Origin of the sequence: Kribbella monticola, from assembly GCF_003261635.1 — a bacterium.
Taxonomy (GTDB): Bacteria; Actinomycetota; Actinomycetes; order Propionibacteriales; family Kribbellaceae; genus Kribbella; species Kribbella monticola.
Window position 1 is genome coordinate 48,606 of sequence record NZ_QFXK01000003.1, and the last position, 13,123, is coordinate 61,728.

Sequence of the window (13,123 nt, forward strand, 5' to 3'; positions counted from 1 at the left end):
GACAGGACAGCAGGACGGCTCGCCTCGAGAGAGCGAGCCGTCCTGGCTGGAGTGACTCAGGCCGGCGGGGTGATGCTCCAGATCCCGCGGCCGTGAGTTGCGGCGTACACCCGGCCGTCAGGCCCGGCTTCGATGTCCATCACGGTTGTCGTCGGCGCACCGTTGCCCAGGACCTGCCAGTTCGTCGCACCCGGCGCCCGGTAGAAGGTCGCCAGGTCGGACCCGACCACCAGCGCACCGTTCGCCAGTTGCTTGACCGCGCTGGTCGGGATATCGGGCAGGTTCGCCGAGATGTCCGTCCAGGTCGCGCCGCCGTCCTTGGTCTCGAAGACGTGGCCGACACCCGCACCCGGTCCCTCGGTGAAGCGGCGGGAGAACCCGTTCACCGCGACGTACGCGTGCTGACCCGACGCCGGATCGATCCCTACCCCGGCGAGGTACCGGTTCGGGAAGGTGCCGGGAAGCGTGACCTGGTGCCAGCTGCCACCCGCGTTGGTCGCCAGCCCGCGAGCGAACCCGGCGTTGTTGCACGGACCGCACCAGCTCACCCAGCCGACGCCGCCGCGCATCGCGACCGCGGTCGCCGAGTGACCCGCGCCGAGGTCGAACGCCTTGGTCCACTCCGAGGCGCTCCGCATCCCCCAGCCCTTGGTGGAGGTGTAGACGTACTGACCACCGGCGATGAACCCGCTGGAGTTCGCCGAGTCGATCGCGACCGGCGCGATGAACCGCGGCGCCGGGTCACCCGGGTCCAGACTCCACGAACTCGCCTGGTCGATACTCAACGCACCCGGGTTCAGCGCGCAGTTGTTGGTGATCTTGACCGCCAGCGACGTGTACTCCTGGAGCTGGTTGCACCCGTTCTGCGGGTCGGCCGCGCCGTCACCGCCGTCACCACCGAAGTTCGAGCCCATCTCGGTTTCGCTGGTGCTGCCGTCGGGCTTGACCGAGAACAGGTTCGAGACTCCGTTGTCCTGCAGACCGCCGGAGACCACGACGCCGCCGTTCTTGGTGTCCTTGCCGACGGACACCGAGTAGTACTGCAGCGCGTCCATGGTCCCGTCGTCGGTGAGCGACGACCAGTCGGTGGCGTTCTTGTTCGCGTTGATCTGACCGTTCACCGGGCGCCGGTAGAGACCGCCGTCGTTGCCGACGAACACGACCGGCTTGCCTCCCGCCGTACCGACGGCAACGGAGTGCTGGTCCGAGTGTGGGGTCATCGGGCACGTGTTCTTCGCGTCCGAGATGTCCCAGCAGCCGAAGCCGAAGTTCCAGTACGGGCCGATTGTCGCCCAGTGCGAGCCGGCGTCGGTGGTCTCGAAGACCTCTTCCAGACCGGCCCAGACGTGGTCGGCGTTGGCCGGGTCGACGGCGAGGAACTGGTTGTACCAGGCCTGTACGCCGACGGCGTAGCCCTTGCGGCTCAGTGCGGAGCCGCTGTTGTGCAGGATCTGCGGATCCGCGATCTTGTTCCACGGACCGGCCGGACTGCCGGTCTTCGACACGAAGATGCCGGCCAGGCTGGTGCTGCCGTTGATCTTGCTCGGCTGCTGCACCAGCGCGTACAACCGGTCGCCGGTCTTGGAGAACGCGAAGGTCGTGTAGCCGACGTCGGTGCTGTTCTTGATACCGCCGAGGACGACGTTCAGCCGCTTCCAGCTCGACGGACCGGCAGTGAAGTCGTTCGTCTCGTAGAAGCCGTTGTAGGTGTCGCCCGACCGCCAGCCGATCGCGGCGATCACGTGCTTGGGGTTCTTCGGGTCGATCGCGATGTCGTTGACGATGTTCTTGTACGCCGCGTTGGTGGCGCCACCCGTCTGGGTTCCGGCCGGCACCAGCACGTTGCCGGCGTCGTCCTTGATCTCGGGCATGAAGTCCGGGTTCGGGTAGAACGCGACCTTCCAGGCGCCCGCCTTGGTCGACGCGTCGTGGTACCAGACACCGCGGTTGGTCGCGGCGAACACCTGGCCGCCACCCCAGCGCAGCCGGCCGACCGTGGTCGACTCGAGTTCCTTGCCACCGACCCGGTCCGACGGAGCGAAGACGCCCGAGGTCGGATTAGCCAGGCGATAGACGCCCGACCCGACGTACGACGTACCGCCGGTGTTGGCCTCGCCGGTCGCATACCAGAGCGATCCGTCCCCGGCCAGTTGCAGGTCACCGCCGCTCAGTGAGGGCAGGGAGTCGCTCAGCGGGGTCCAGTTGCCGCCGCCCGCGCTCGAGCGCCAGACGCCACCGTTCGCGCCGGCGGCGTACACGTGGTTCGAGTTGTCGGCGGCGAGGCCGGTGATCCGGCCGGTCACGTGCCCGGCGCCACCACTGGAGTTCGAATACCAGTCGCGGTAGCGCGGGTCGTCCGCGTTGTAGGGAACCTTGGTGACGTCGCTCCAGGTCCCGGCCGTGTGCTGCATCGCGGTCAGCTGGGCGAAGGCCGCGGAGTACGCGCCCGGGGCAACGATTCCCGGTGCCGTTCGAGCCTGCTCGAACTCGTCGGCGATGGTGAACGCTTCCTTGGACTCGCTCTGCATCTCCGACGGGTTGCCGCCGGCGATCATCAGCGCCTTCTCCATCACCGCCGCGTTGTAGTGCTTGTCGGCCCACTGATGTTTGAGCCACTCCTCCTTGAGTTCGTACCGGCCGGCATAGCCGCCCACGCCGGCGGCGACAAGCCCCACACCGAGGACACCTGCCAGGATCTTTCGAGTACGTCCGGTCAGCGAGATACGCATGACACTCTCCGACATATTTCGGCGGGGCGCCGTTGGTCTGGCGGCGCTCCCGTAGCACACAGCCGCTCGGACCATACGTCCGGGGTGCGCTCAACGGTAGGGATCGCGGCGACGAGAGACGGAACAAAGGGAAATCCTGCACGATCGTTCGGTGCGTAACCAATCGGTCACTCAACGGCACCTCGGTCGCAGATCGTTACCTCCGTGGGACCCCGCAGCCGTGCGGCTCACCCCCGGCTCCGATAAGTTCTCGCCATGAGCGATTCCGGCACCGTGACGACAACTGGTCTCGTCGCCCTGACGGGCGTCAACAAACATTTCGGCGACCTGCACGTGTTGAAGGACATCAACCTGTCCATCAACAAGGGCGAGGTCGTGGTCGTGATCGGCCCGTCCGGCTCCGGCAAGTCCACGCTGTGCCGCGCGATCAACCGGCTCGAACCGATCGACTCCGGCACCATCACCCTCGACGGCCAGCCCCTCCCCAGCGAGGGCAAGGCCCTGGCCAACCTCCGCGCCGACGTCGGCATGGTCTTCCAGAGCTTCAACCTCTTCGCCCACAAGACCATCCTGCAAAACGTCACCCTCGGCCCGTTGAAGGTCCGCAAGGCCGACCCCAAGATCGTCGAGAAGCGCGCGATGGAACTGCTGGAGCGCGTCGGGGTCGCCAACCAGGCCTCGAAGTACCCGGCGCAACTGTCCGGCGGCCAGCAGCAGCGCGTCGCGATCGCTCGCGCGCTCGCGATGGAGCCCAAGGTCATCTTGTTCGACGAGCCCACCTCGGCCCTCGACCCGGAGATGATCCAGGAGGTCCTCGAGGTGATGATCGACCTGGCCAGGCAGTCCATGACGATGGTCGTGGTCACCCACGAGATGGGTTTCGCCCGCAGCGCGGCCAATCGGGTGGTGTTCATGGCCGACGGCGAGATCGTCGAAGAGGCCAGCCCCGAGACCTTCTTCACCAACCCGACCTCCCGGCGTGCGCAGGACTTCCTCGGGAAGATCCTCAAGCACTGACCAGACGCCCGGCAGGCCCCGTGGGCAGGCCGCAACTGCAGTAAAAACACACGAAGGGGAACCTCAATGAGAATGCGCAACCTCGTCGCCACTCTCGGCGTCGCGGCGCTCGCGCTGACCGTCGGTGCCTGTGGCAAGGACGATTCGCCGACCGCCGGTGGCGGCGGCAGCACCACCGGCTCCTGCGGCGACCTGCACAAGTTCACCGTGGCCAGCGGCGCGGACGTGACCGGCAGCCCGACCTTCACCAAGATGAAGGCCCGCGGCCACGCGGTCGTCGGGGTCAAGGCCGACCAGCCGAACCTCGGCTACAAGGACGCCAACGGCAAGCGCTGCGGTTTCGACATCGAGATCGCCCGGATGGTGTCGGCGCAGCTCGGCCTGGACCCGGACAAGATCGAGTACCAGGAGATCCCGTCCGCGAACCGCGAGACCGCGATCGGCGGTGGACAGATCGACTACTACGTGGGCACGTACTCGATCACCGACAAGCGCAAGAAGCTGGTCTCGTTCGCCGGACCGTACTTCGTCGCCGGTCAGGACCTCCTGGTCCGCAAGTCCGACACGTCGATGGACGCCGGCAAGACCGCTCTCAAGGGGAAGAAGGTCTGCTCCGCGACCGGCTCCACCCCGATCCAGCGGGTCAAGGACGAGCAGCTCACCGAGGCGAGCAACATCTCCGAGTTCAAGACCTACTCCGAGTGCGTCTCCCAGCTGCTGGACAACAAGACCGACGCCGTCACCACCGACGACGCCATCCTCAAGGGCTACGCCGCGAACGCGCCGGACGAGCTGCGCGTGGTCGGCAAGCCGTTCAGCACCGAGAAGTACGGCATCGGCCTCCCGCTGACCGACAAGGCTCTGCGGGACAAGGTGAACGCCGGCCTGGAGTCGTCCTTCACCGATGGCACCTGGAAGGCCCTGTACGACGAGACGCTCGGTAAGTCCGGCGCCGCCGCGACACCGCCCTCGCTCGAGAAGTACTGATCCATCGGGTCAGGGCGACCCCGGTTCGTCCGGGGTCGCCCTGGCTGTCCCCCTCTTCTGGAAGGTCGCGATGCTCTCGGTCCTCACCGACAACTGGGAACTGTTCCGGGACGGTTTCTGGACGACGCTCAGGTTGTTCCTGGTGGCCGGCGTCCTCAGTCTGATCCTGGGCACCGTTCTGGCCGGCTTCCGCGTTTCCCCGGTCACGGCACTGCGCGGCATCGGCACCGGCTACGTCAACACGCTGCGGAACACGCCGCTGACGCTGGTCTTCTCATTCCTCTTCTTCGGCGCCGCCAAGACGCAGCTCAGCCTGCCGACCTTCTTCTGGGCGGCCGTGGCCGCCCTCACCTTCTACACCTCCGCGTTCATCTGCGAGGTGGTCCGGGCAGGTATCAACACGATCTCCCCCGGTCAGGCCGAGGCTGCCCGTGCGGTGGGAATGACGTTCATGCAGGTACTGACGATCGTCGTGCTCCCGCAGGCCTTCCGCGCGATCGTGCCACCGCTGACCAGTGTGCTGATCGCGCTGCTGAAGAACACCACGATCGCGGCCGGGTTCTCGGTCCTGGAAGCCGGCGCGATCCCGGCGGCCATGGCCGAACGGGGTGAGAACCAGATGCTCACGCTGGTCTGGATCACCATCGGCTTCCTGATCCTGATCACTCCCCTGGTCTTCCTGCAACGGTGGGCCGAACGACGGACGGCGGTAGCCTGATGAGCGCAGTCCTCTACGACGTTCCGGGCCCGCGCGCGAGACTGCGCAACCGGATCCTCAATGTCGTCGTCATCGTGGCCGTTGTGGCCGTCGTCATCTGGCTCGTTCTGCGGCTGAACGACAACGGGCAGTTCGCCGCCCGGCGCTGGGCGCAGTTCGAGTACAAGGCCATCCAGAAAGAACTGCTCACCGGCCTGCTGAACACGCTGCGGGCAGCCGGGGCGGCCACCGTTCTCGCGCTGATCTTCGGCGCAGTGTTCGCCGCCGCCCGGATCAGCGACCACAAATGGGTCCGCGTTCCGGCCACCCTGGTCGTCGAGTTGTTCCGCGCGATCCCGCTGCTGATCCTGATGTTCTTCTTCTACTACGGCAGCCTGCAGTACCACCTCGGCCTGACCCCGTTTCACGCCGTCGTGTTCGGCCTCACCCTCTACAACGGCTCCGTCCTCGCCGAGATCTTCCGCGCCGGGATCAGCGCGGTACCGAAGGGCCAGCGCGAAGCTGCCTACGCCATGGGACTGCGCAAGAACCAGGTCGTCCGGCTGATCTTGTTGCCACAGGCAGTCAGAGCGATGCTGCCCGCGATCGTCAGCCAGCTCGTCGTCTTGCTGAAGGACACCGCGCTCGGCTTCATCATCACGTACAACGAACTCCTGTACGTCGCCAAGCAGATGGGCGGCCGCCTCGAATTCGGCTTCCCCTACATCCCGACCTACATGGTCGTAGCGGTCATCTACATCGGCCTGTGCTCCCTGCTCTCCCTGCTGGCCCGGTACCTCGAAGCCCGCACCCGCCGCAACCGCAAGATCGCCCCAGGAACCACCGTCACCGCCGCCCCCCTCGACGACGGCGGCGCCGCCTAAAACGCGTTGCCTCGGTCTGCGGCTGAAGGAAGACTGCGGGGATGACTTCGCAGGACGACGGTCGTGCCGGGATTGACGTGGGGTTGGTGCGGCGGCTGGTGAAGGCGCAGTTTCCGCAGTGGGGGGAGTTGGCGGTCGAGCCGGTGGCGGTGGAGGGGTGGGACAACCGGACTTACCGGTTGGGGGACTCGATGACGGTGCGGTTGCCTACCGCGGCGGGGTATGCGCCTGCGGTGGACAAGGAGGATCGGTGGTTGCCGGTCCTGGCGCCGCAGTTGCCGGTTGCGGTGCCGGAGCCTTTGGGGAAAGGGGTTCCGGGCGAGGGGTACGGGTTCAACTGGTCGGTTCGGCGCTGGCTGGCCGGGGAGACGGCAGCACCGGAGCGGATCGACGACCTGGTCGAGTTCGCGACGGCAGTGGCCGAGTTCATTCTGGCTTTGCAGAAGTGCGATGCCACCGACGGGCCGGTCGCCGGGGCGCACAGTTTCTATCGGGGTACGCCGCCGGTGTACTACGACGGCGAGACCCGCCAGGCGCTCGAAGTACTCGAGGGACACCTCGACACCGCTGCCGCGGCTGAGGTCTGGGAGGCCGCGATCGGGTCGGTGTACGACGGGCCGCCGAAGTGGTTCCACGGAGACATTGCCAGCGGCAACCTTCTTGTCGAGAACGGCCGCCTTTCTGCAGTGATCGACTTCGGTACTTCGGGGGTCGGCGACCCCGCGTGCGACCTGGTGATCGCCTGGACGATGTTCGACGGGGCCGGGCGCGAGGCATTCCGTCGTACGGTCGATCAGGACGCAGGCACTTGGGCTCGCGCGCGTGGATGGGCGCTGTGGAAGGCGTTGATCGTGATGGCCGCCGACCTCGGGACCGACGAGGAGAGCGTTGCCACCAACCGCCGCGTGATCGAGGAGGTCCTCAAGGACCACGCGGCGGCCGGGTAGCTCAGCGCAGGGTGTTGAAGGAGTCGCGGATGATCTCCAGCGCCTCGGTGGTCTCTTCCTCGGTCAGGGTCATCGGCGGCGCCATCCGCAGAACGTTGCCGTAGAGGCCGCCCTTGCCGATCAGCAGGCCACGGTTCTTGGTCTCCTGCTGCAGCTTCGCCGTGGCGGCCGGATCCGGCTTGTTGTCGTCCGGCGTGACGATCTCGGCCGCCAGCATCAGGCCCTTGCCGCGGACGTCACCAAGTTCGGGGAACTCCTCCGAGATGCCGCGCAGGCCGTCGATCAACTGCGCGCCGCGCTTGGCCGCATTGGCCTGGAGATCCTTGTCGAGCAGGTAGTCGATGGTCGCCTTCGCCGCGGTGGTCGAGATCGGGTTGCCGCCGAACGTCGACAACGAGTTCGCGCTCAGGCTGTCCATCAGTGCGGGTGTCGCGACCACGCCGCCGATGGCGAACCCGTTGCCGAGGCCCTTCGCGAACGTCATCGCGTCCGGTACGACGTCGTGCGCCTGGATCCCCCAGAAGTGCTCGCCGGTGCGGCCCCAGCCGGTCTGCACCTCGTCGGAGATGAGCAGGATGCCGAACTCGTCGAGCACCTCCTTGAACGCGGCGTACAGGCCGTCAGGCGGGGACGAGAAGCCGCCGACGCCCTGGATCGGCTCCACGATCATGCAGGCGACGTCGCCGGCTGTGGTGGTCTGAATGACCTCCCGCAGGTCGTCCGTGCAGACCTTGATGTACTCCGCGTCCGGCAGATCCTTGAACGGGCTGCGATACCGGTACGCGCCCTGCACGTACTGCACGTTCACCGGCGACAGGCTGCTGGCGGACCAGCCCCGGTTGCCGGTGATCGCGACGGTGCCGAACGCGCGTCCGTGGTACGAGTTGCGCAGTGCGAGCACCTGGTTCGAGCGGCGCTTCTGCGTCGCCAGCAGCAGGGCCGCCTCGTTCGCCTCGGTGCCGGAGTTGGTGAAGAAGACCTTGGCGTCCGGAATCCCCGACAACTCGGCGATCTTCTCGGCCAGCTCGATCTGCCGCCGGATCAGGTACACCGTCGAGGTGTGGGCGATGCCGCTGGCCAACTGCTCCCGGACCGCGTCCGAGATCTCCGCGATGTCGTACCCGATCGCGTTGGTCAGGATGCCGGCGAAGAAGTCGAGGTACTCCTTGCCTTCGCCGTCGGTCACCCGGCGCCCGGTTCCCTTGACGATCTCGATCGGCTCCTCGTAGTACAACGCGAGCCAGTCCGGCATGACGGCCTTGTGACGCTCCCAGAGCTCCGCATGAGTCATGCCCTAAGCATTACCTCATCGCGCGGTTCGCCGACAGTACGCCGTACTGTGCGACCCGGCCCCAAGGGCTACTCCTCGCAGGCACTCGATCACGGGGAACGCTCCCCGGAGTGATACCGCTAACATCCGCAGAGGAGATAACAAGAAAATGTCAGAACAACCTACTCAATTTTGTCCTGACTATTGACTCGGTAAACGCTTGCCCACTAGCGTCCGACGCCAACGAAGGCCCGCCTGGAACCAAGGAGACTGCAAGATGAGCACTTCACTTCGACGCTGGCGATGGGTGCCGGTGGTGGTCGTGGCCGCGGTGGCACTGGCCGCCTGCGGTGGCGGTTCCGGCGACGACTCGGCCTCGGGCGGCGCCAAGAAGATCACCTTCTGGCTGTCGACCGCCGCCCAGATCCAGGGCTACACCGACCTCGCCAAGGACTTCGAGGCCAAGGAAGGCATCAAGGTCGAGGTCGTCAACCAGCCCTACGACGGCTACCAGGACAAGTTGCGGCAGTCCGCGCAGGCCAACTCCCTGCCCGACGTCGCCAGCGTGCCGTCGCTGGACACGATCTGGATCAACAAGCTGCAGGACCTGAGCGCGACGTCGAACAACGACGCCAACAAGATCCGCAAGGACCTGGTCACCGAGCAGGACGGCAAGGTGCTGGCGATCCCCTCCGACCTCACCGCGGCCGGCCTGTTCATCAACAAGAGCCTGTTCACCAAGGCCGGCGTGCCGTTCCCGACCGACCCGGCCAAGACCTGGACCTGGGACGAGTTCCTCGCGGCGGCGACCAAGGTCCGTACCGCGACGAAGGCCAAGTACGACCTGGTCTACGACAACTCCGCCGCCCGGATCCGGGGCTTCATCTACAACAACGGCGGCAAGGGCTTCCAGCTCGGCGACGACGGCAAGTACCAGAAGCCTGACGACGCGACGATCGCCGCGCTGACCAAGTTCAAGGCGATGAACGACGACAAGGTGATGCCGAAGTCGGTCTGGACCTCGGGCGCCGACCCGAACGCGCTGTTCAAGAGCGGCCAGGTGGTGGCCTACTACTCCGGCGTCTGGCAGGTCCCCGACTTCGCCGACGGCATCACCGGCTTCGAGTGGGCCAGCGTTCCGACGCCGGGCCCGGTACAGGCCACCGACATCAACCTCGGCGGCAAGGTCGTTGCCTTCAACAACGACAAGACCGCGTCGGCGGCCAAGAAGTGGGTGGACTTCCTCTTCCAGAAGGACAACTACACCAAGCTGGCCCAGTCCAACGGCTACCTGTCGGTCGAGTCCGGTCTCGCCCTGAAGTACCCGTTCAAGTCGCCGGCCGCACTCGCCGCGTTCGACCTCTACAACAAGGAGATCGAGCTCGCCGACCCGATCTCGGCATCGGGCCAGGCTGCCGGTACCAAGCTCATCCTCGAGGGCAAGGCGGTCCAGGACGACCCGACCAAGCCCGAGATGGCCAAGTTCATCAACGGCGAACAAGACGTGCAGAAGACGGTCGACAACATCGTCAACGGCCTCAACTCGCAACTGAGCTGACGTCCTGATCGCGGGACCGCCGGCATCCACCGATGCCGGCGGTCCACTGCACGGAGTACGAGGAGAGCAGCATGGTGGACAGCATCCAAGCGACGGCGGAGGCACCGGGCCGCGCAGTACGGCGGGGGCCGGAGCCCGCGCGACCGCGCCTGCTTCGGCGGCGCGGCAGACCTCTGAACCGATACACCGCAGCGCCACTGGTGCTCATCTCGGTCAACCTGCTCTTGTTCATCACGTTCTTCGTCTGGCCTGCGGTGACCGGGCTGCTCTACTCGTTCACCAGCTACACCGGCGTCGGCGACGCGCCGTACGTGGGCCTGGACAACTACCAGCGGCTGCTCAACGACAAGGCGTTCTACTCGGCCCTGACTCGCACAGTGACCTTCACTGCCGGCGTGGTGCCGCTGACGATCGTGCTGTCGCTGGGCACCGCCGTACTGCTGGTCACGGACTACACCAAGGGCAAGAGCGTTGCCCGGATCATCTTCTTCCTCCCCTGGCTCATCTCGCCGATCATCGCCGGGGTGATCTGGCGCTGGATGTTCGGCGAGAACTTCGGCCTGGTCAACTTCGTCATCACGTCGCTGGGCGGCAAGGAGGTGCCCTGGCAGTCGAATGCGAACCTGTCGCTGTTCGTCGTCATCATCGCCGCGGCGTGGGGCGGCACCGCCTTCAACATGCTGCTGTTCGTCGCCGCACTGAAGAACGTGCCGACCGCGTACTACGAGGCGGCGTCGCTCGACGGCGCCGGCGCGTGGGCGAAGTTCCGCAACATCACGCTGCCCGCGATCGCGCCGACGACCTTCATCGTGGTGCTGCTGAGCGTGCTGGGCTCGATGAAGGAGTACGCGCTGGTCCAGGCGATCAACGCCGGCGGACCGGGTACGGCGAACAACCTCATCGTCCAGTACATCTACACCAAGGGCTTCCAGCGGGCACAGATCGGCTACGCCAGCGCCGCGTCGTTCGTCCTGATGCTGATCCTGATGGTCATCGCGATCGTGCAACTCGTCATCAACCGGCGCAAGGAGTCCTGACATGGCCGCCACTACCGCGCCTTCGGCCGTTCGCCGTACCACGAAGCAGGGCATGACCGGCGACCTGACCAAGAAGTTCTGGGCGACCACCATCATGTGGCTGATGGTCGCCGTGTACGGGCTGCCGGTCCTGTGGTTCCTGCTCAGCTCGTTCAAGCCCGCCGGCGAGCTGTTCTCTTACCCGCTGACGTTCTTCCCCAAGCACCCGACGATCAAGGGCTACACCCAGGCGTGGACGAGCTTCGACGTCGCGAAGTACTTCGTCAACACGCTGATCGTCGCGGTCTCGGCCACCGTGCTCACCATCGTCGCCAGTGCTGCCTGCGGGTACGCGCTGGCGAAGTACAACAACTGGTGGGTCAAGCTGTTCGCCCTCTGCATCCTGGCGACCACGATGCTGCCCGGTGAGGTCATCCTCGCGCCGCTGTTCCTGGTGGTGCGCGATCTGCACCTCTACAACAGCCTCTCGGCCGTCGTCGTACCGGCGGTGATCACCGCGACCGGGACTTTCATGTTCCGGCAGTTCTTCCTCACAGTGCCGAACGACCTACTGGAGGCGGCTCGCATCGACGGGTCGGGCGAGCTGTCGACGCTGCTGCGCATCATGCTGCCGCTGTCGAGACCGATCATGCTGACCCTGGCGATCTTCTCGTTCCAGTGGCGGTGGAACGACTACATCTGGCCGCTGGTCGTGCTGAACGACCCGGGCAAGTACACCCTCCAGATCGGCGTGGCGACCATCGTGGGCGCGGAGAACGTGAACTGGTCGGTCCTGCTGGGCGCCTCGGTGCTGTCGATGATCCCGCTGGTGGCCCTCTACCTGGTCTTCCAGAAGTACGTGATGAACGCCGACATCAATGCGGGCCTGAAGGACTAGCTCAGGACTAGGGTGCTCTGCGTGACGATGCCTGCTGTTCCACATGTGGATATCGAGTCGCTGGAGCACTTCGACCGGATCGTGGCGTCGGGAGCCACCTCGATGACTGGCTGGCGGGTCCAGTCCGTGCCGCTGGTCGACCGCACCTTGGTACTACGAAGGCTCAAGCCGGCCGGTTCGGTCTTCCTCGGCTGCACGCTCGAGGAGGAGGCCGCCACCTGGATCCGCGATGGTGGTGGACTGATCTTCCCGACGATCCCCGAGCTGCCCTTCGACCCGTACCGCGGCTTCCTCTACACCGCCGACGAGCTGTACGCCGGTCTGTCGTCGGGATACGAGGCGACACCGGACGCCCGGATCTACGCGTGGTCGCGGCAGCAGGACGAGCGCGGCGACACCAGCCGGACGCTGGCGGCCGCGTTGCACGACCACGCGATCGCGGACGCGCTGGCGGAACTACCGGGCGACCGGCCCTGGATCGGCGTGATGGGCGGCCACGGAGTCCTGCGAGGCGATCCCGACTACCGTGCCGCGGTACTGCTCGGGCGGACGCTGGCACGCTCTGGCCTCATGGTTGCCACCGGCGGCGGTCCGGGTGCCATGGAAGCGGCCAACCTGGGCGCATCACTGGCGGCGTACGACGATGCTTCGGTCGAGACGGCTCTGGGTGAGCTGGCCCAGGTGCCGTCCTTTCGGCCATCGATCGCCGACTGGGCCGCGGCGGGTCTCGCAGTACGGCAGTCCTTCCCCGGCGACGGTGGGGTGTCGATCCCGACCTGGTTCTACGGGCACGAGCCGCCGAACGTGTTCGCGAGTTCGATCGCGAAGTACTTCTCCAACGCCCAACGCGAGGACGTGCTGCTCCGCCGGGCGCGCGGCGGCATCATCTACCTGCCGGGCGCGGCCGGCACGGTCCAAGAGATCTTCCAGGCGGTGACGCCGAACTACTACGGCGACCCCGCGACCCAGACGCCGATGATCCTGGTCGACACCGACCACTGGACCGCGAAGGTCCCGGTCTGGGACGTCCTCCAGCGCTTGGCGGCCGACCGTCCGATGGCCTCGTCCATCCACCTCGTCGACACCATCGAGGACGCCACCAAGCTCGTCTCGGCCTGAC

Annotated in this window: 11 protein-coding genes; 9 read left to right on the forward strand and 2 right to left on the reverse strand. The window is 66.3% G+C overall.

Features of this window, described 5'->3' with window-relative positions:
- Positions 1–56: 56 nt before the first annotated feature.
- Positions 57–2,729, reverse strand: coding sequence for a glycosyl hydrolase (locus DIZ26_RS01195; protein ID WP_112236755.1), 2,673 nt, complete (start codon positions 2,727–2,729; stop codon positions 57–59).
- A gap of 255 nt (positions 2,730–2,984) precedes the next feature.
- Between DIZ26_RS01195 and DIZ26_RS01200 the strand changes: the two genes are divergently transcribed.
- The 5 genes from DIZ26_RS01200 to DIZ26_RS01220 all read left to right on the forward strand — a co-directional run bounded on the left by DIZ26_RS01200 (position 2,985) and on the right by DIZ26_RS01220 (position 7,261).
- Positions 2,985–3,746: an amino acid ABC transporter ATP-binding protein gene (locus DIZ26_RS01200; protein WP_198675820.1), complete on the forward strand. Its 762-nt coding sequence runs from the start codon at positions 2,985–2,987 to the stop codon at positions 3,744–3,746.
- 66 nt (positions 3,747–3,812) lie between these two features.
- Positions 3,813–4,733 carry a glutamate ABC transporter substrate-binding protein gene (locus DIZ26_RS01205; RefSeq protein ID WP_112236757.1) on the forward strand — a complete coding sequence of 307 codons (921 nt, stop codon included), beginning with the start codon at positions 3,813–3,815 and terminating at the stop codon, positions 4,731–4,733.
- A 70-nt stretch (positions 4,734–4,803) separates the two neighbouring features.
- On the forward strand, positions 4,804–5,451 hold the full coding sequence (locus DIZ26_RS01210) for an amino acid ABC transporter permease (protein WP_112236759.1): 648 nt from the start codon (positions 4,804–4,806) through the stop codon (positions 5,449–5,451).
- Positions 5,451–6,314 (forward strand): amino acid ABC transporter permease, encoded by an 864-nt coding sequence (locus tag DIZ26_RS01215; protein WP_112237174.1) that lies wholly within the window; start codon positions 5,451–5,453, stop codon positions 6,312–6,314. The genes DIZ26_RS01210 and DIZ26_RS01215 overlap by 1 nt, the downstream gene beginning before the upstream one ends.
- 41 nt (positions 6,315–6,355) lie before the next feature.
- On the forward strand, positions 6,356–7,261 hold the full coding sequence (locus tag DIZ26_RS01220) for an aminoglycoside phosphotransferase family protein (protein WP_112236761.1): 906 nt from the start codon (positions 6,356–6,358) through the stop codon (positions 7,259–7,261).
- Position 7,262: 1 nt separating this feature from the next.
- On the opposite strand, the gene DIZ26_RS01225 is transcribed toward DIZ26_RS01220, so the two are convergent.
- Positions 7,263–8,552: an aspartate aminotransferase family protein gene (locus DIZ26_RS01225; RefSeq protein ID WP_112236763.1), complete on the reverse strand. Its 1,290-nt coding sequence runs from the start codon at positions 8,550–8,552 to the stop codon at positions 7,263–7,265.
- Between the two features lie 256 nt (positions 8,553–8,808).
- Here DIZ26_RS01225 and DIZ26_RS01230 point away from each other — a divergent pair, with 256 nt between their 5' ends.
- The 4 genes from DIZ26_RS01230 (at position 8,809) to DIZ26_RS01245 (ending at position 13,122) form a co-directional block, all read left to right on the forward strand.
- Entirely contained in the window at positions 8,809–10,089 is a 1,281-nt protein-coding gene (locus DIZ26_RS01230) for an ABC transporter substrate-binding protein (protein WP_112236765.1), read from the forward strand.
- Positions 10,090–10,160: 71 nt separating this feature from the next.
- Positions 10,161–11,126 (forward strand): carbohydrate ABC transporter permease, encoded by a 966-nt coding sequence (locus DIZ26_RS01235; RefSeq protein WP_112237176.1) that lies wholly within the window; start codon positions 10,161–10,163, stop codon positions 11,124–11,126.
- A gap of 1 nt (position 11,127) precedes the next feature.
- Complete coding sequence (locus DIZ26_RS01240; protein ID WP_112236767.1) at positions 11,128–12,003, forward strand: carbohydrate ABC transporter permease; 876 nt, start codon at positions 11,128–11,130, stop codon at positions 12,001–12,003.
- A gap of 27 nt (positions 12,004–12,030) precedes the next feature.
- Positions 12,031–13,122: an LOG family protein gene (locus DIZ26_RS01245; protein ID WP_112236769.1), complete on the forward strand. Its 1,092-nt coding sequence runs from the start codon at positions 12,031–12,033 to the stop codon at positions 13,120–13,122.
- The last annotated feature ends 1 nt before the right edge of the window (position 13,123 follow it).

Excerpts from the sequence above, each read along its gene's own strand:
- DIZ26_RS01195 (WP_112236755.1), bottom strand. The coding sequence starts at position 2,729 with ATGCGTATCTCGCTGACCGGACGTACTCGAAAGATCCTGGCAGGTGTC.
- DIZ26_RS01200 (WP_198675820.1), top strand. The coding sequence starts at position 2,985 with ATGAGCGATTCCGGCACCGTGACGACAACTGGTCTCGTCGCCCTGACG.
- DIZ26_RS01205 (WP_112236757.1), top strand. The coding sequence starts at position 3,813 with ATGAGAATGCGCAACCTCGTCGCCACTCTCGGCGTCGCGGCGCTCGCG.
- DIZ26_RS01210 (WP_112236759.1), top strand. The coding sequence starts at position 4,804 with ATGCTCTCGGTCCTCACCGACAACTGGGAACTGTTCCGGGACGGTTTC.
- DIZ26_RS01215 (WP_112237174.1), top strand. The coding sequence starts at position 5,451 with ATGAGCGCAGTCCTCTACGACGTTCCGGGCCCGCGCGCGAGACTGCGC.
- DIZ26_RS01220 (WP_112236761.1), top strand. The coding sequence starts at position 6,356 with ATGACTTCGCAGGACGACGGTCGTGCCGGGATTGACGTGGGGTTGGTG.
- DIZ26_RS01225 (WP_112236763.1), bottom strand. The coding sequence starts at position 8,552 with ATGACTCATGCGGAGCTCTGGGAGCGTCACAAGGCCGTCATGCCGGAC.
- DIZ26_RS01230 (WP_112236765.1), top strand. The coding sequence starts at position 8,809 with ATGAGCACTTCACTTCGACGCTGGCGATGGGTGCCGGTGGTGGTCGTG.
- DIZ26_RS01235 (WP_112237176.1), top strand. The coding sequence starts at position 10,161 with ATGGTGGACAGCATCCAAGCGACGGCGGAGGCACCGGGCCGCGCAGTA.
- DIZ26_RS01240 (WP_112236767.1), top strand. The coding sequence starts at position 11,128 with ATGGCCGCCACTACCGCGCCTTCGGCCGTTCGCCGTACCACGAAGCAG.
- DIZ26_RS01245 (WP_112236769.1), top strand. The coding sequence starts at position 12,031 with ATGCCTGCTGTTCCACATGTGGATATCGAGTCGCTGGAGCACTTCGAC.